The sequence below is a fragment of the Flavobacterium sp. NKUCC04_CG genome (assembly GCF_019345525.1).
Lineage (GTDB): Bacteria > Bacteroidota > Bacteroidia > Flavobacteriales > Flavobacteriaceae > Flavobacterium.
In genome coordinates, this window is sequence record NZ_JAHKRA010000009.1 from 107,422 (window position 1) to 126,071 (window position 18,650).

The following is an 18,650-nucleotide window of genomic DNA, read 5'->3' on the forward strand; positions in this document are numbered from 1 at the left end:
TTAAAATTTAAAATTATAAGTTACGCTAGGTACCATTCCGAAAATAGACATTTTGACCGCTTCATTTTGCCCTATGATATCGCTTTCTCTAAAGTTTATTGAAGCGGCATTTTTACGGCCATACAAGTTATAGATTCCAAAAACCCATTCTCCTTGCCAACCTTTTTCTTTATCGGGTTTCGATACATAAGTGGCAGAAATATCTAAGTGATGGTAAGCGGGTAAACTGTTTTTGTTGCGTAGGTCGTAACTTGGTATACGTACATCAAGGTATTCGTATTGACCGTTAGGATAGGTAATTGGTCGCCCAGATTGTAAGGCAAAACTCGCGCTAAAAAGCCATTTTTTGTTTAATTCGTAAACAGCCATTATGGATAAATCGTGCATTTTGTCGTAGGAACTTCTATACCATTCTCCGTTGTTGATACCTATTTCTTGTGGAGTTCGCCCAGGAGTTCGTTGTTCCGATTTAGATAAGGTATAGGAAATCCAACCGGTTAATTTTCCCGTGTTTTTTCTAAACATAAGTTCTAAACCATACGAGCGAGATTCTCCCGTTAATATAATTTGTTCGATAGCATCATTGGCGATCAAATCTGCACCATCGATATAATCAACCTTGTTTTTTCCTTTTTTAAAGTAGGTTTCCAGTTCTAAAGAATATTTGTCGTTGTCGAAGTTTCTAAAATATCCCAATGCAACTTGATCGACCATTTCCGGTTTTAAGAAAGCATCACTAGGTGCCCAAATATCCAACGGAGTTGGGGAAGAAGTGTTGGAAATTAAATGCAAATACTGGTTCATACGGTTAAAACTAGCCTTAACAGACTGGTCGTCATTGAATGCATATGAAATGGAGAATCGCGGCTCAAAATTCTGAAAACTCTCGATGGTTTCTCCGGACGAATATTCTCGGGTACCAATTGGGGTTCCCTTCGAATAGATATGAAGTTTTTCATCGTATTCTACGGCTTGATTATTGGCGTAGATATTCATGGATTGAGACCCTAGACGGTAAAACATACTATAGCGCAATCCGTAGTTTACCGCTATTTTTTCTGTTAGTTGTTGTTCCGCTTCTAAATAGACACTGGGCTCAAAAGCGTGTTTCTGTTGTAGTTGACGTTCGTTTATAGGTGAATCGGGTTTTGTAGGTGATATTTTACCCGGATTAAAGTCATAATAAATGGCGTTTACACCGTAGTTTAATTGAAGTTTATCGGATAAATAATGTTTTAAATCGTATTTAAAGTTGTAGTTCTTAATACCGGAATCCCAATCTAAACCGGTGGAGTCCAATTTAAGTCCATAATAATAATCGCTATAAATCAAGGACGTATTGGCAAAAAGTTGGTCGTTAAACAAATGGTTCCATCGAAGATTAACCATGGTGTTTCCAAATTGATTGCTAAGGAAATCACTAAACTTAAAAACATCGCGTCCAAAATATCCAGATAAGTACAAGTTGTTGTTATCGTTGATTTTGTAGTTTAATTTGGTGTTTAAATCATAAAAATAGGCAGTACTGTTGATGTCTGTAAGTTTTAAAAACAAATGGGCATATGAACCTCTACCGGCAATTAGAAAAGACGAACGGTCTTTTACAATAGGGCCTTCGAGCATTAGTCGGCTCGAAATAGATCCTATCCCACCGGTACCATGAAACTCTTTGCTATTTCCATTTTTCTGAAATATATCGAGTACTGATGAGGCTCTACCACCAAATCGCGCAGGTATTCCTCCTTTGTACAGCTTTAAATCTTTTATTGCATCGGAATTAAACACAGAGAAAAAACCAAATAAATGGGAAGAATTGTAAACAGTTGCTTCATCTAATTGAATAAGGTTTTGTCCTGCAGAACCCCCGCGAACATTAAATCCAGAAGCTCCTTCACCAGCATTGGTAACACCAGGTAGCAAAAGAATGGACTTTAAAATGTCGGATTCTCCCATCACTACGGGCATTTTTTTGATTTCGTTAATGGACATTTTATTAACACTCATCTCCGGCTTGCGGATTACAGCTCTTGGATTATTTTGAATAATAACCACTTCGTTGAGTTGTTCGGAGTCGGTATCCAAAGCAATATTGAGTTTTGTATTGCTCAATAATTCAACTTTCTTATATTGAGTCGAAAATCCGACATAGTCAATTTTCAAGGTATAAGTTCCTTTGGGCAACGATATGGAATAAAAACCATATTCATTAGTACTGGTCCCATTATTGATTTCGTCTATATATATCGAAGCACCAATTAATGTTTCATTGTTTTTAGTATCTGAAATAATACCGCTTAGCGTAAATTTTTCTTGAGCATGGGACGAAGTCCATAAGAAAAAGCTAATCAAGAGGCAATACAGGTTTAGTGAACCCGGTCTCACAATTTTTAGAATCATAATTATTTATTAATTAAACACACAAATTTAGCACTTAGAACGAAACTATGGTGGTAATTATTTTGAAGAACTGAAAATTTATACAAAAGGTTTTCGAATAAATTTAATGAATAAACTAAAAATTTAGAATACTTTTATAAAATTAGCTAATAGTTTGTTTTACAAATAATTGAAAAACTTAAAATAAATTAAATATCGATTTCTTTTGCCATTTTAGATAGGTGTAAAAGGGTCTTCCAGTTTCGGGTGCTGGCTTTTACTTGGAGTATATTTTCAAAAAAGTTAGTGGTTAGTTTGGTTTTACCATATCCCGTTAAGCAATATAGATAAATAGCTTGGTTACTAATCAGATATTGGTCGGGTAAGTAGTTTTGAAGGTTGAGTTTGTCTAGATTTTTTTGCTCTGGTGTTGAAGCAAGCAGCGTTACATGAAGCAAGGTCGGATTGGATTCGCTGCTGAAGGGATTGTTTTCTATAATGTTAGCGAGGGTTAAGGTATCCATTACTATTACAGGAACTTCAAATCCGAATTCTCTTTGAATTTGTTGCTCGATTTGTTTCTCAATGAGTTGTTGTGGTTGTTCTTGACATTGAAATACGATATTTCCGCTTTGAATATAGATTTGGATGTTTTTATAACCTAATTCATCATACAATTTGCGTAGTGCAATCATCTTGATTCGTTTATGGCTTCCAACATTGATGCCTCTTAAAATCGAAATATATGTTGTCATAAAACTACTATTTGTTAGCTAAGCTGTAAATGTATCTTATTTTTAGACATGATGAAACAGCCGTAATTATTTGGAAGAAAAATGCGATTATTTTTTATAGAGAAGTATTAGGCTTTTTTATTTTACTTTTGATGTCATGAATACGAAATGGACTTATTCGAATATTTGGTTGAGGAACATGGCTATGTATCTCTTTTTATTTATCATTTTTTTTACTGCGCAGTATTTTGATGCTACGGAGGTGATGACAACTCAAACGATTATTGACGAATTGGTGTTGGTATTGACCCTGATCTACGCCTTTATCTTTTTTCATAATACGGTAATCGTAAAACCGTTTTTGCTAAATAAAAAATACCAGCTATTTTTTTTGTTTTCTTTTTTATGGTGGGCATTCTACATAGCTGTAGCTACTAAAATAAATCTGTATAGAAATGATCACGATACCTTGGCTAATCAAATTGGTAGTGTTATTGTTATTAATTTTGTTGGTACAGGTGTTTATTTTATCCATGTTTGGATTCATCAGAATGTGATTACAACTCAAAAAAAATTATTGAATACAGAAGCCGAATTAGAGGTCTTAAAATTGCAACTCAATCCTCATTTTTTGCTCAATGCGCTAAATAATCTCTACGGTGTGGCCTTGTCTAATCCGCAAGATACCCCAAATCGGATTTTGGAATTGGCAGAGTTGCTTCGATATCAAATCGAGTCTACCAAAAAAGATTATATAAGTATCTTTGAAGAGGTGGATTTTATTAAAAAGTATATCAGTTACCATCAGTTTAAGAGTAATAATTTAACGGTTGTTCAAGAGTATTCAGGTATATTTAGCAGGCATAAAATACCACCATTATTATTTATCTTGTTGGTAGAGAATGCACTAAAATTTTCTGCTCAAACGGAAAAGGCTATGGTTTCTCTTCGTTTAGATTTGGATGGAGGAGATTTGATTTTTTCTATTGAAAATGGATGTTTACCAAATTCAGAAAAGGTTGAGGGTACAAGAATGGGCTTAGAAAATTTAAAAAGACGCTTAGAGGTTACGGCAATTAAGTACAAATTAGACATAGAGTCGACGAACGGAAATTTTAAAGTAGTGTTATATTTATGGCAACTCCCTATAACTGTTTTATAGTAGATGATGAAAAACCGGCACATCAGGTTATTCAGTCACATATTAACCAATGTGATGATTTAGTAGTAGTTGGGCAAGCTTATGGTAGTTCTGAAGCCTTGCAAAAACTTCAAGAGAGCAAAGTAGATATTTTGTTTCTAGATATTAATATGCCGTTGATTACGGGTTTAGAATTGTTGCGGATTTTACCTGAAAAACCCATAACGATTATTACAACAGCTTATTCTGATTTTGCCTTGGAATCCTATCAGTTAGATGTGGTGGATTATCTTTTAAAACCCGTTTCTTTCACCCATTTTATTAAAGCAACTCAAAAGGCAAAAATATTTTGTAAACAGCGGGTTCACCTAAAGCAAGTGAAAACACATATTAGTGTGAGAGAGAATGGTATGGTGGTGGACTTGAGCTTGTCGTCTATATTATTCGTTGAAAGTGCAGGCAATTATGTTAAGATTTTTGTATCGGGGCGGACTCGTGCTTATCTTATATATGGATCTTTATTAAGTATTAAAGAAGATTTGGTCTCTGAATATTTTGTACAAGTACATCGTTCTTTTATTGTCAATAAAAAACACATCGTGAAAAATGAGAAAAACATACTGTATTTAGAAGATAATTACCAGATTCCAATTGGGCGAAAGTATCAAATTTTGATGGATCTTCTATAGCGAGTAAACCAAAATAGGAGATAGCTATTGAAAAAGACAGTCTACGTAATGGGGGATTCTATTTTCTAAAAAATTTTAGGTTCTCATCAGTACAGTCCATTTTTACGCAAAAACATTAAAAAAAGGCCGTCTCGAGTTGTGAGACGGCCTGATTTTTTGAATTTACAATATGGTAATTATGCCATTTGATTGATGATGCTATTTAAGGTTTCACTAGGACGCATTGCATGATTGGTCTTAGATTCGTTGGGTTGGTAATATCCACCTATATCTTGTGGTTTTCCTTGTGCCCCAATCAATTCTGCATTGATTTTAGCTTCATTCTCTGTTAAAGCTGATGCGATAGGAGTAAAGAAGGTTTTGAGTTCTGCATCTTTAGTTTGTTTAGCTAATTCTTGTGCCCAATACATAGCTAAGTAAAAATGTGATCCTCTATTGTCAATTTGGCCTACTTTACGCGCTGGAGATTTGTCATTAGATAAAAACAAACCGGTAGCAACGTCTAGGGTCTCCGCTAAAACGATAGCTTTAGGATTGTTTTGTGTTTGTCCTAAATGCTCTAACGATACAGCCAATGCTAAGAATTCACCTAAGGAATCCCAACGCAAATAACCTTCTTGAATAAATTGTTCAATGTGTTTTGGTGCCGATCCACCAGCTCCGGTTTCAAACAAACCACCACCGTTCATCAAAGGAACTATAGACAACATTTTTGCAGATGTTCCCAATTCTAAAATCGGAAATAAATCGGTTAAATAGTCACGCAATACATTTCCAGTTACCGAAATGGTATCTAAGCCCTGGCGAATTCTATCTAGTGTAAAGGTAGTAGCGGCAACCGGATTTAAGATACGAATATCTAAACCTGTAGTATCGTGATCTTTTAAATAAGTAGTAACTTTTTTAATAATTTCTCTGTCGTGTGCTCTGTTTTCATCAAGCCAAAAAACGGCCGGAGTTTCAGATAAACGGGCTCTATTTACGGCAAGCTTAACCCAGTCTTGTATAGGTGCATCTTTGGTCTGACACATTCTAAAGATATCTCCTTGTTCCGCTTTTTGTTCCATCAAAACGGCACCGGCTTTATTACTTACTTGTACCGTACCTTGAGTTGCTATTTGAAACGTTTTGTCGTGTGAACCGTATTCTTCTGCTTTTTGCGCCATCAAACCAACGTTTGGAACGGATCCCATAGTTCGTGGGTCAAAAGCACCGTGTTTTTTACAGTCTTCAATAGTAGCTACATAAACACCAGCGTAAGAACGGTCTGGTATTAATGCAATAGTATCTTGTGGTTTACCGTCTTTATTCCACATTTGCCCAGAGGTACGAATCATAGCAGGCATAGAAGCATCTACAATTACATCTGAAGGAACGTGGAGGTTTGTAATTCCCTTATCAGAGTTTACCATAGCCAATGCAGGTCCGTTTGAAATGGCTGTTTCAATAGCAGCTTTAACTTCAGCTTCTTGCGGTAAACCTGCGATTTTTGCATAAACATCGCCTAAGCCATTTCGAGTATCCACGTTGATTTCTTTAAATAGTGTAGCATATTTTTCAAAAACTGCTGCAAAATATACTTCAACTATAGCACCAAAAATAATAGGGTCAGAAACTTTCATCATCGTGGCTTTTAAATGCACGGATAATAAAACGTTTTTATCTTTAGCTACTTGAATTTCTTTGGCTACAAATGTTTTTAATGCGTCTAAGCTAAGAACAGAACTGTCAATAACTTCTCCGGCTTTAAGCGGAGCAAAGTCTTTTAATAGTTGTTTGTTTCCTTGAGCATCGATGAATTCTATTTTATACTCATCGGCATCGGTTAGCGTAATCGATTTTTCACTACCGTAAAAATCACCTTCAGTCATAGAAACTACAGCTGTTTTTGATGTAGCTTCCCAAGCTCCCATAGAATGAGGATTTACTTTGGCGAAATTCTTAACGGCTTTAGGAGCTCTACGGTCGGAGTTCCCTTCGCGTAAAACTGGATTTACTGCAGAACCCAAAACTTTAGAGTATCTATTTTTTATTTCTTTTTCGGCAGCTGTTTTTGGTTCCTCAGGAAAACTAGGGATAGCATATCCGTGTTTTTGCAATTCGGCAATGGCTTCTTTTAATTGAGGTACCGATGCAGAAATATTGGGTAATTTTATAATATTCGCTTCTGGTGTATTGGCTAAATCTCCCAGTTCACTCAAGGCATCTTCCGTTTTTTGAGATGCTTCTAAGAAATCGGAAAAAGTAGCTAGTATTCTTCCAGACAAGGAAATGTCTCTGGTTTCTACTTCAATAGCTGACGATTTGGTGAACGCTTTGACAATAGGTAATAATGAATGTGTAGCCAACATAGGAGCTTCATCAGTCATCGTGTAAATAATCTTAGATTTGTGTGTCATTTGTTGTGATTTTAAATGATAGCAATCGCTTTTTATATAAAAATAAAATATACTTTCATAAATGTTTCAATAAAGCAAATATAATAAATATTAGCCTGAAAATGTACGAATAACTAGAGTTTGATTTGCGTTTTACCATTTTGATAATGGTCGATGTTAAACTTTATAATTCAATAATTTTTGCGTTTAAAAATCGCCCTTTTCCAAGTGGGCATATAAAAAAAAGACCTCCATTGTGGAGGTCTTTTGTATATTATTTCATGTTCAAGGCTTTTTTCCACCAAGGACGCGTGTCTTGCTCTTGGTCTTGACCATAGCCATAACCATATCCGTAACCATAACCGTAACCTTTTGTGGTGTTGGTATCGTTTAGTAAAATAGACATATTCGGAATTTTGTTTTCGCGGAATAAGCTATCTGGAATTTTCAACATACGTTTGTCTAGATAATTGGCTCTTACAACATATATAAAGGTATGTGCGTGTTTGGCTATAAGTAAGGTGTCTGTTACCAAACTTACAGGAGCAGTATCTACAATAATATAATCAAAACTCTTTTTTAAAGTCTGGAACATTTCATCTACTTTGGAACCCATTAATAATTCGGCAGGGTTAGGAGGAATTGTTCCAGCAGGAAGTACGTAAAAATTCTCAAATCCGTCGATTTTACTAATATAGGTATTGATGTCCGTTTCTTGACTAGCTAAGAAATTTGAAACTCCGGTAGGAGGTAAAGTCAAATAATCGTCTAATCTCGGGTTTCTTAAATCCATTCCAACCAATAAAATACGTTTGCCCGATAAGGCAATAGTACCCGCAATATTAACCGAAGTAAAAGTCTTACCTTCTTTAGGGAAAGTGGACGTTAAGAAAATCGTTTTGGCATCACCATCAGGTGTATTTGTAAGCATAAACTCCAAGTTGGTTCGAATGATTCGAATCGCTTCTGCTGTACTTGAACGACTGCTGATCTCAATAATTTGATTGTGTGATTCAGAGTGCGGAACATCGCCTAAAAAAGGAATCTTTGTTGCATTTTCAATATCAAGTCTATTTTTAATTTTGGTATCTAACAGCTCTTTAATATAAATAACTGCAAAAGGAATTAAAACTCCTATAATCAGAGAAGCCAATAAAATAATACTTCGCTTTGGCGAAATGGGTGCAGAGCCCGCTTGTGCACTATCGACTACTTTAGCATTTTGATCGGTGGCTGCTAGGGCAATAGCGGTTTCTTCCCTTTTTTGAAAAAGGTATAAATAAATAGCTTCTTTTACTTTTTGTTGACGATCAATAATTCTAAACTCTCTTTCTTGACGTGGAACTTGAGCAATTTTTGCCAATAATTCACGGTCTTTAAGTTCCAGTTCTCTTCGAGTAATCTCCAAAGAATTCTTTAATCGAGCCAAACTCTCTTGTACAGATGCTTTCATAGAAGCAATTTGAGAGTCCAATCGTAAGATTGCCGGATTTTCAAGAGTAGAGCTCGATTTTAGACGGTTTCTTTCTAAAACCATACTGTTGTATTGATTGATTAAGCCCGCTGAACCTGCGTCTGAAGTTACTATATTTGAAGGTAATAGGTCTTCGGCTTTACTTTTGCTTAAAAAATCAATCATAGAAGAAACCACCTTTAATTCCGTCGCATTTTCTATAATACTCTTTTCAAATACATTAGCATTTTGTAAGAAAATTCCTGCTTGAGTAGGAATGTCGGTCAGTTTGTTACTGTATTTATATCCTTCCAATGATTTCTCTACATCACCCAATTCCAAAGTAATTAACTCCAAACGAGTAGCTATAAATTCAGAAGTTTTTTCAGAAACAAAACGTTTGTCAATAATAGCTTCTTCATTATATACTTTGACCAATTCGTTTAGGTAGTCGATGGCTTTAGAAGGTGTCGCATCAATCAGTGATAAGTCAATAACTGAAGAAAATTTATCCGTAGGTACAATAACTAGGTTTCTCACATAGCTATTAACAATGTTCTCTATAGGGTAAATTTCAACATTTATATTGTTGTTAAGCTGGTTTGAATTTGTAGTACTTTCGTTTTCAACGGTATTACTTAATTGAGTTGGCTTCGGTTTTTCTGCATTTTTAGTTACGACTAATATACCGAGTTTCGTTTTAATTGTGTCTCCATAAGCAAATGTACCTAAATCGGAAAACTGATCTTCTAAGTTAAACTTAGTATCATCGATTTGCTTAACTGAGAAGGAATAGCGAATTTTATCAAAATCAAAAACGGGTTTAATAAAATTAAATCGAAACGGTTTGTTGTCGTACAATTGGGTTTTTCTAACCCTACCTTCATTGAAATAGGCAATGTTTAGTTCAAGTCTTCGAATCGTTTTTTCAGCGATGTTGGTAGATTTAATCAGTTGTATTTCATTTTCAACATTGCTCTTTCCTCCAGAAAACATGGCTAAATCAGAAAATGCGGCCATTTCAGACATCATTCCACCACCTCTTCTCTCGTCTTTAACGATAATAGTGGTGTTTACTTTATACATTTCTTGAGTATATCTTAAATAGACAAAAGCACAAATCAATACTAGAAAAACACTTAATAAGAACCATCTCCAATGAATGAAGTATTTCTCTATTTGTTCTCTTATGTTGATGTTAGAATGATCTTCTTTTTCAATTTGATTTTCCATATAAGATTATTTGAGCGACAAGGCAATTATGGTTACTAATAAAGACAAAGCAGATATTCCAATGGTGATGTTTGGTCCTACCACAGAAGAATTTATTTTTGTTTTGTTTGGTTCTACGTAAACAATATCATTTTGTCTTAAGAAATAATAAGGTGAATTGATAAAGTCTGCTTTTGTTATATCAACTCGAGCAAAACTTCTTTTTCCATCCTGTTCTCGGATAATCATGATGTTTTTTCTAGACCCATAAGTAGATAAATCGCCAGATAAAGTGATTGCCTCAGGTAGTGTCAATCGCTCGCTAATTATGGAGTGTACTCCAGGTCTGTTAACTTCACCTTGAACAGTTATTTTAAAGTTCATAATCCGCAAGTTTACAATTGGATTGGTCAAGTATTTATTGATTTCATCTTTAATTAATGCAATAGCTTGGGACTTGGTTAAGCCGCCCACTATTAATGATCCTACTATAGGAAATTCAATTTTTCCTTGGGAATCTACCAAGTAGAGCTGTTGTGTCATTTGTCCGTTTCTAGCTGGATTTTTTGGATCGGCAGTCATCGTACTAAATAGATTAAACGGTGCTGCAGACTCCGGGTCCTCTGCTGAAACAATAATCATCAATAAATCGTCTGGTGCTAACTTGGTTTCAAATAATTTACTCTGAGATTCAGAATTAATTACTTCTTCGATATCTTGATAATACAAGTATTTGTTTTTAGAAGCACACGAGCTCAATGCCAACATAGCGAATAGGAGCAGGAGGTATGTTAGGGAAATCTTAGTCATATTTTTTTTGCAAATGTAAAAGTTCTATTTTGATTTTTAAATGATTAATTTAGTAGAATAGGCTTCGTATCCAACTTTGCATATTGTGAATTTAAACTTTTAAATTCGGGGACAATCTGTTTCATTTGTGTGACCATTTCTATAATTTGATTTGTGTGAGCGTAATGTGTCAATTCTATAATTTGATTTTGCAAGATATCATATAAATCTTTAGTATCTTGTACAATCATGATTTTTTCATGATGAGTTGGCAGGGTCATAGAAGTGTTGTTTAGCAATTCTTCATAGAGTTTTTCACCTGGGCGCAATCCAACGATTTTTATTTCGATATCTTTTTCCGGAACTAATTCAGCCATTTTAATCATTTTTTTTGCCAGATCTATGATTTTAACGGGTTTTCCCATGTCAAATATATAAATTTCTCCCCCATTTCCCATGGCTCCAGCCTCTAAAACGAGTTGACAAGCTTCTGGAATTGTCATAAAATAACGAATGATTTCTGGATGCGTAATGGTAATAGGTCCCCCTTCTGCAATTTGTTTGGTAAACAGCGGTACCACAGATCCATTAGAACCCAAAACATTACCAAAACGAGTGGTGATAAACTTGGTTGAAGCGGTTTTGTTTTTTACTATATCAGCAGCTAACGACTGTACATATTTTTCGGCAATTCGTTTACTTGCTCCCATAATATTACTAGGATTCACGGCTTTGTCGGTCGAAACCATTACAAAATGTGAGCAATGATATTTGACGGCTAAATCCGCCATGTTTTTGGAACCCAATACATTAGTCAAAACGGCTTGACAAGGGTTTTCCTCCATTAAGGGTACGTGTTTATAGGCCGCAGCATGATAGATAACATCGGGTTGATGTTTTTGGAAAACAAATTCCATTAGATCGAAATTTCTAACATCTACAATAAGACAAACGATATTCAATTCAGCATGGAGTTTCTCTAATTCTAAAGAGATATGATGCAATGGTGTTTCAGCCTGATCTACTAAAATGATTTTAGAAGGCTTAAAACGAGTTACTTGCCATACGATTTCTCCTCCGATAGAACCTGCCGCTCCAGTGATAAGAACGGTTTTATTTTCGAGTTGTTCCGAGATTTTTGTAAAATCCAATTCTATGGGTTTTCGCTCCAGTAGATCCTGAATCTTTATGTTTTTTACATTGCTGGCAATTTTTTTGGTATCGTTCCAGTCACTAACCTTCGCCAGATTGTAAACCTTATAATTAAAGTGTAAACAGTCTTCGACTATAGCTATTTTATGTGGTGTAGTCAAATCTTTGTCGGCAACGATCAAGGCTTTGGCCTTGGTGTAACGAAGGATGCTTGACGTTTTTTTGTCGGTACTAAATACCGGCAAATTAATAATGCGTTTATGAGGTAACTGTTGTTCGCTACTAATAAATCCCACTACCTTAAAACGTTTGGGTTGCTCTGCTCTTAAGGCCGATGTTACGGCTATGGCATTAGTAGATTTGACCAATACGATTACAGGTGTTAAAGTACTGTTTTCATAAGAGCTGAATACCGTTTCATAAAGCTGTTTTATCGAAATTCTGTAAAATAAAAGCAGACAGAACGAAAGGGTGACATTTAAAAATAAATAGGTATTTAAAAACAGTTTTTCACCACTATAGATTTCATAGATTCCATTAAGCGAAAACAGCGTTATAAATGCAGCCGATTGGGATATGAATAGCTTGATGGCGTCAATCAATGTGGAATGCCGAACAACGCCGGTATAGGTTTTAAAAAACAAAAAGTAAAAAAATGTGATGCAAAAATAAACGACGTATATCGTCCAAGCCATATTGGTTGGCCTGGCAGCAACGCCAATTCCTTTCAGCATAAAAAAGCTAAATATTCCGGCTATCAAAACCATGCAGATATCTATCAATAAGATAGACCAGCGCGATAGATATTTTAGATTTCGTAAATCAAAACGATTAGAAACCCCAGTAACAATTTTATGAAGACAATCAATTAATATAGACGGCCAATTTTTTATCAAGATCTTATAGGAATTAAGTTAGTAAAAGGTTTTTTCCAATAATGCACTCTGTCTATTGATTTCTCGAATAGGCAAAAGTTTGTTTCTTGAGTTTTGGTCACTAAATTGCTCCAATAGAATGGTATTGTGAGGTCGAGTAAAAGTGATGTAATCGTTTTTGTATTTTGTTTTTTTTGAAATAAAAGTAAGTGCTTTAAAAATTGTAGCGATTGAATAAAAACATTATTTCTTTGTTTTAACATCGAGCTAACATTAACACTTGTCGTTAGGAAGGTTTTGTTGTTTGGCGAGAAAAGGTGTGTTTCTCTAGTTTTTTGTAAAGGTGTTTGTCTGCTAGACCACCGTCTTAAAGGATAGGAAATCTGATAAGATTGGCTTAGTGGCACTAGATTTTCAACGGACATATTTGCATTTTTATGACCGTTGGTAGAAGGGAATGAAAAAGCAGCTGAGTAAAAGCGACTTGGCTTAAACTCAGTCAAAATTTTTTTAGAAATGTTATGTTTTCTAATGAACATTTTGTGAATTGTTTTTCAAAGTACAAATTTAGCTAAACTTTTGGTATTTTGTGCAAAATTGCTCGTTTAATTTGTGATTTAAATCTAATTTCAAAATATTTTATAATAAGTTTAGAAATCTAATTTTTTCTTTCTAAGCTCGAAGTTTTGTCCTAGGTAAACTTTTCTAACCATTTCGTCTTCAGCGAGTTCTTCGGGAATTCCCGCCTTTAGGATTTTACCTTCAAACATCAAATAGGTTTTGTCCGTAATTGCCAAAGTTTCTTGAACATTATGATCGGTGATTAAAATGCCGATGTTTTTGTTTTTTAACTTCGCAACAATGCGTTGAATGTCTTCAACGGCCACGGGATCTACACCTGCAAAAGGTTCATCTAATAAAATGAATTTAGGGTCTGTGGCTAGAGCTCTAGCTATTTCGGTCCTTCTTCTTTCTCCTCCAGACAATAAGTCACCTCGATTGGTTCGGATGTGCTCTAAGCTAAATTCGTCTATTAAAGACTCCATTTTTGCTACTTGTTCTGCTTTGGAAAGTTTCGTTAATTGAAGTACACTTAGAATGTTGTCTTCGATGCTTAGTTTTCTAAAGACAGAAGCTTCTTGAGCGAGATAACCGATGCCGTGTTGTGCTCTGCGATACATGGGGAAGTCTGTGATGTTGGTGTTGTCGAGATAAATACTACCTCCGTTTGGTTTAACCAGCCCTACTATCATATAGAATGATGTGGTTTTACCAGCGCCGTTTGGACCTAGTAATCCCACAATTTCTCCTTGATTGACCTCGACAGAAATGCCTTTAACTACATTTCTGCCTTTATATGTTTTGATTAGGTTATCTGCTCTTAACTTCATAAGCTGGTTTTAAGAAGGTTTTAGGTCTTCTGTTGGTTTGGGTTTACGTTGTACAAACTTCGATATAAAAATACTGATTTCATAGAGAATCAACAAAGGAATCGAAACGATTATTTGGCTGATGATGTCTGGAGGTGTTATGACCGCTGCAATGATTAAAATAAGTACAATGGCGTATTTACGGTATTCTCTTAAAAACTGAGGAGTAACTAAATCGAGTACAGATAAAAAATAGATGATAATTGGTAGTTCAAAAACCAATCCACAGGCCAAGGAAGTCGTTTTGACTAAGCCGATATAAGAGTTAAGGTCAATTTGGTTTTTGACAATACTACTGACCTCTAAATTAGCTAAGAAATTTATCGATAAAGGAGTGATGACAAAGTAACCAAAAACAACGCCCAGGAAGAAAAGTAAAGACGATACAAAAATAAAAACACGGGCATTTTTCTTTTCCTTATTGTAGAGAGCTGGACTAATAAACTTCCAAAGCTCCCAAAGTAAATAGGGGAATGATAGGATAAAACCTGCCGTAATTGAAGTCCATAACAACACGGAGAATTGTCCTTCCATGGTTCTGTTTTGAATTTCAAAAGGCAATTCTTGAGTGCAAAAGCTTTTGTCTAAGTCAAATCGTTGTGCTATGTCGCAAAAGAATTGATAAGTGATGAAATCACCGCGTTTTGGTCCGAAAATCACCGTGTCAAAAATAAAATCACTGAAGCAAAATGCTACGGCTCCACCGATTAATATGGCAATAGCAGAGCGGATTAAAAGCCATCTTAATTCTTCTAAATGGTCTAAAAAAGACATCTGCTTTTGTTTGTTTTTAGGTTTAGTCATTATGCAATTCCTTCTTTTAAAATGTCGTGTAAGTGAATGATTCCAATGTATTTGGATTGGTCTGTTACCAATAACTGAGTAATGGAGTGGTCTTCTAAGATAGATAGCGCGCGTTCAACTCTTTCGTTGCTGTCAACCGTTCGTGGATTTGGACTCATAATGTCTTTTGCCTGAATGTTTGATAAATCGTTTTGCGTTTGCAACATTCTTCTGAGGTCTCCGTCGGTTATAATACCAACTAGTTTGTCGTTTTCAACTACAGCGGTTACCCCCAATCTCTTTTCTGAAATCTCCACGATAACGTCTCGTATGCTCGAGTTTGGTGCTACTTGTGGTTTTTCGTGCTTGCCCAATAAATCCTTTACGAGCATCAGTAATTTCTTACCTAAAGCACCTCCAGGGTGATACAAGGCGAAGTCCTCGGGTTTAAAATTTCTAAGTTGCATTAAACAAACGGCTAAAGCATCTCCCAATACCAATTGTGCCGTAGTGCTGTTCATCGGTGCTAAGTTATTTGGGCAGGCTTCGCGTTCTACAGAGGCACGCAAAACAAAATCAGCATTTTTTCCTAGAAAAGAATCTGGATTTGCTGTAATGGCAATTAGTGTATTTCCGAAGCGCGTAAGGTAGGGAGTTAGTGCTTTAATCTCGGGGCTATTTCCGCTGTTAGAAATGCAGATTATGCAATCCTGAGGCTGAATAATTCCTAAATCTCCATGAACAGCTTCTGCTGCGTGCATAAAAAGCGATGGTGTTCCAGTTGAATTAAATGTCGCTACAATTTTTGTTCCAATTAACGCGCTTTTGCCAATTCCTGTAACAACAACCCTGCCTGTGCAGTTTAAAATTGCCGTCACAGCGTTTTTAAAATCGTCGTTTATATAATTAGATAAGTTTGCAATACTTTGGCTTTCAGATAGTATGGTGTCTTTTGCGGACTGGATGATGTCTGTTTTTTTATCCAAAATCTAGGTTGTTATTTTTTATTTATAGTGTAAACTTTTTTTGTACCTTTAGGTTCAGCAAATTTATGTAAAATACCATTAAAAAATAATGAAATCAGACGAAATTGACTTACATAAGGAATTAAAGACTTATTTTGGATTTAATCAGTTCAAAGGTCTCCAAGAAGAAGTAGTCAAAAGCATTATTACCGGACACAACACCTTTGTGATTATGCCTACGGGCGGCGGTAAATCTTTGTGTTATCAATTACCCGCATTAGTGTTGGGAGGAACAGCAATTGTGGTGTCTCCACTAATTGCGCTTATGAAGAATCAAGTAGATGCTATTCGTAGCTTGTCTACCGAGTACGGCATCGCCCATGTGTTAAACTCTTCTTTAACCAAGACAGAAATAACTCAAGTAAAAACAGATATTAGAAACGGTGTTACCAAATTATTATATGTAGCACCAGAATCGCTTACCAAAGAAGAATATGTGAACTTTCTACAAGAAGTTCCCTTGTCGTTTGTCGCTATAGACGAGGCGCATTGTATTTCGGAATGGGGACACGATTTCAGACCTGAATATAGAAATTTAAGAAACATTATTAGGCAATTAGGAGATATTCCAATCATTGGGTTAACCGCGACTGCGACACCTAAGGTACAAGAGGATATTTTAAAAAACTTGGAAATTCCAAATGCCAATGTTTTTAAGGCTTCTTTCAATAGGCCTAATCTTTATTATGAGGTACGAACTAAAACAAAAAATATCGAATCCGATATCATTCGTTTTATCAAACAACACAAAGGTAAGTCTGGAGTGATTTATTGTTTAAGTAGAAAAAAGGTAGAAGAAATAGCTCACGTTCTACAAGTAAATGGAATCAGTACCGTACCTTATCATGCCGGTTTAGATGCCAAAACGCGTGCCCGACATCAAGATATGTTTTTGATGGAAGACGTGGATGTGGTTGTCGCTACTATTGCTTTTGGTATGGGGATTGACAAGCCTGATGTACGTTTTGTGATTCATCACGATATTCCTAAATCTCTTGAAAGTTATTATCAAGAAACCGGACGTGCAGGGCGTGATGGAGGAGAAGGGCATTGTTTGGCTTACTATTCTTATAAGGATATTGAGAAGTTGGAAAAGTTTATGTCTGGTAAGCCGGTTGCTGAACAGGAAATTGGTTTTGCCCTACTACAAGAGGTTGTTGCTTATGCCGAAACATCCATGTCTAGACGAAAATTCTTACTGCATTATTTTGGAGAAGAATTTAGTGATGTAGATGGCGATGGAGCGGATATGGACGATAATATTCGAAATCCAAAAAAGAAAATTGAAGCGATGGATCAAGTGGTTACTCTAATTAAAATAGTTAGAGATACCAAGCAATTATATAAAACCAAAGAAGTAATTTTTACTTTGATAGGTCGGGTCAATGCCTTGATAAAAGCACATAGAACAGATGCGCAACCTTTCTTTGGAATCGGTTTGCCTTTGGATGAAAAGTATTGGACTGCTTTATTGCGTCAGATATTAGTCGCAGGACTTCTTTCTAAGGATATTGAGAGTTATGGCGTTTTAAAACTGACCGCAAAAGGATTGCAATTTGTAGAGAACCCAGAGTCTTTTATGATGTCTGAAGATCATGAATACAGCGATGCTTTTGATGAGATTGAGATTGCAGCATCCAAGTCTAATTATGTGGCAGACGAAGTTTTAGCAGGAATTTTAAAAGACTTGCGAAAAAAAGTGGCAAAAAAATTAGGCGTTCCTCCTTTTGTCGTCTTTCAGGATCCTTCTTTAGATGATATGGCTTTGAAATATCCAATCACTATTGAAGAGATGGGAAATGTTCATGGAGTAAGTGAAGGTAAAGCAAAAAAATATGGGAAGTATTTTGTCGATGTAATTTCTAAGTATGTAGAAGAAAACGATATTGTTCGTCCGGATGACTTGGTGGTGAAATCTACGGGGGCAAACTCGGCATTAAAGTTGTTTATTATTCAAAGTGTAGATCGAAAGCTTTCTTTAAATGATATAGCGGCAGCAAAAGGCTTGGATATGAATAGTTTGTTAAAAGAGATGGAGCAAATTGTTTACGCCGGTACGAAATTAAATATCGATTATTGGATAGACGATGCGTTGGATGAAGATCAACAAGAGGAAATTTACGATTATTTTATGGACTCTGAAAGTGATGCTTTAAAAACGGCATTAGAAGAATTTGACGGAAATTACGATACTGAAGAGCTGCGATTGATGCGTATCAAATTCATCAGTAAAGAAGCTAATTAAATAAAAAAAAAACCACTTTCGAGTGGTTTTTTTATGGTGTATATAGTTCTCCTCGGTGCGGTTTTAGTCGGTCTCTAACGGCTATCATTTGTTGGTCGTTTACTACCATAAAAGCAATAGCGTGAAATTCGCTAATGATTTGAGAACCGGTGATTTCAATATCCAACTTCTCAATTGCAATATATTCCTTAAGGTGTATTAAGTGATGTGCAGCTGTGTTTTCAGCAACAGCTCCTTTAAAATCCCATATTAATTTGATTTGTCGACTCATCGTTTAAAACTTTGATAGCAAAAATACAAATACCTTTTTAAAAGTAGATGGATTATCTCATTTAAAGCGTTCCTGTTGTTTTTAAATTTCAAATGGG

General features: G+C 35.5%; 13 protein-coding genes. 3 read left to right on the forward strand and 10 right to left on the reverse strand.

Features of this window, described 5'->3' with window-relative positions:
- Both KO524_RS09095 and KO524_RS09100 read right to left on the reverse strand, forming a co-directional pair.
- On the reverse strand, window positions 1-2,397 hold the full coding sequence (locus tag KO524_RS09095) for a TonB-dependent receptor (RefSeq protein ID WP_219293163.1): 2,397 nt from the start codon (window positions 2,395-2,397) through the stop codon (window positions 1-3).
- A gap of 188 nt (window positions 2,398-2,585) precedes the next feature.
- Window positions 2,586-3,131, reverse strand: a complete 546-nt coding sequence (locus KO524_RS09100; protein WP_219293165.1) for a DUF1697 domain-containing protein — start codon at window positions 3,129-3,131, stop codon at window positions 2,586-2,588.
- Window positions 3,132-3,267: 136 nt separating this feature from the next.
- Between KO524_RS09100 and KO524_RS09105 the strand changes: the two genes are divergently transcribed.
- A complete protein-coding gene (locus KO524_RS09105) occupies window positions 3,268-4,272 on the forward strand; it encodes a sensor histidine kinase (protein WP_219293167.1) in 1,005 nt (334 codons plus the stop codon).
- The gene (locus tag KO524_RS09110; protein WP_219293169.1) at window positions 4,245-4,940 is read left to right on the forward strand and encodes a LytTR family DNA-binding domain-containing protein; all 696 of its coding nucleotides are present in this window, start codon (window positions 4,245-4,247) and stop codon (window positions 4,938-4,940) included. The genes KO524_RS09105 and KO524_RS09110 overlap by 28 nt, the downstream gene beginning before the upstream one ends.
- Before the next feature lie 176 nt (window positions 4,941-5,116).
- Here the strand turns inward: KO524_RS09110 and KO524_RS09115 are convergent, their stop codons facing one another.
- From KO524_RS09115 to KO524_RS09145, 7 genes are all read right to left on the reverse strand, one after another.
- The gene (locus tag KO524_RS09115) at window positions 5,117-7,339 is read right to left on the reverse strand and encodes an NADP-dependent isocitrate dehydrogenase (protein WP_219293171.1); all 2,223 of its coding nucleotides are present in this window, start codon (window positions 7,337-7,339) and stop codon (window positions 5,117-5,119) included.
- Between the two features lie 253 nt (window positions 7,340-7,592).
- On the reverse strand, window positions 7,593-10,004 hold the full coding sequence (locus KO524_RS09120; RefSeq protein WP_219293181.1) for a tyrosine-protein kinase: 2,412 nt from the start codon (window positions 10,002-10,004) through the stop codon (window positions 7,593-7,595).
- A 6-nt stretch (window positions 10,005-10,010) separates the two neighbouring features.
- Window positions 10,011-10,793, reverse strand: a complete 783-nt coding sequence (locus KO524_RS09125; RefSeq protein ID WP_219293183.1) for a polysaccharide biosynthesis/export family protein — start codon at window positions 10,791-10,793, stop codon at window positions 10,011-10,013.
- A 44-nt stretch (window positions 10,794-10,837) separates the two neighbouring features.
- A complete protein-coding gene (locus tag KO524_RS09130; protein ID WP_255555214.1) occupies window positions 10,838-12,658 on the reverse strand; it encodes a nucleoside-diphosphate sugar epimerase/dehydratase in 1,821 nt (606 codons plus the stop codon).
- Between the two features lie 791 nt (window positions 12,659-13,449).
- The gene (gene lptB, locus KO524_RS09135; RefSeq protein ID WP_219293192.1) at window positions 13,450-14,190 is read right to left on the reverse strand and encodes an LPS export ABC transporter ATP-binding protein; all 741 of its coding nucleotides are present in this window, start codon (window positions 14,188-14,190) and stop codon (window positions 13,450-13,452) included.
- A 9-nt stretch (window positions 14,191-14,199) separates the two neighbouring features.
- Window positions 14,200-15,033 (reverse strand): twin-arginine translocase subunit TatC, encoded by an 834-nt coding sequence (gene tatC / locus KO524_RS09140; protein ID WP_219293195.1) that lies wholly within the window; start codon window positions 15,031-15,033, stop codon window positions 14,200-14,202.
- Window positions 15,033-15,998, reverse strand: a complete 966-nt coding sequence (locus tag KO524_RS09145) for an SIS domain-containing protein (protein WP_219293197.1) — start codon at window positions 15,996-15,998, stop codon at window positions 15,033-15,035. Before KO524_RS09145 ends, tatC begins: the two co-directional genes overlap by 1 nt.
- Before the next feature lie 88 nt (window positions 15,999-16,086).
- Between KO524_RS09145 and KO524_RS09150 the strand changes: the two genes are divergently transcribed.
- Complete coding sequence (locus KO524_RS09150) at window positions 16,087-18,282, forward strand: ATP-dependent DNA helicase RecQ (protein WP_219293199.1); 2,196 nt, start codon at window positions 16,087-16,089, stop codon at window positions 18,280-18,282.
- 31 nt (window positions 18,283-18,313) lie between these two features.
- On the opposite strand, the gene KO524_RS09155 is transcribed toward KO524_RS09150, so the two are convergent.
- On the reverse strand, window positions 18,314-18,553 hold the full coding sequence (locus tag KO524_RS09155) for a hypothetical protein (RefSeq protein ID WP_219293201.1): 240 nt from the start codon (window positions 18,551-18,553) through the stop codon (window positions 18,314-18,316).
- Window positions 18,554-18,650: the final 97 nt, after the last annotated feature.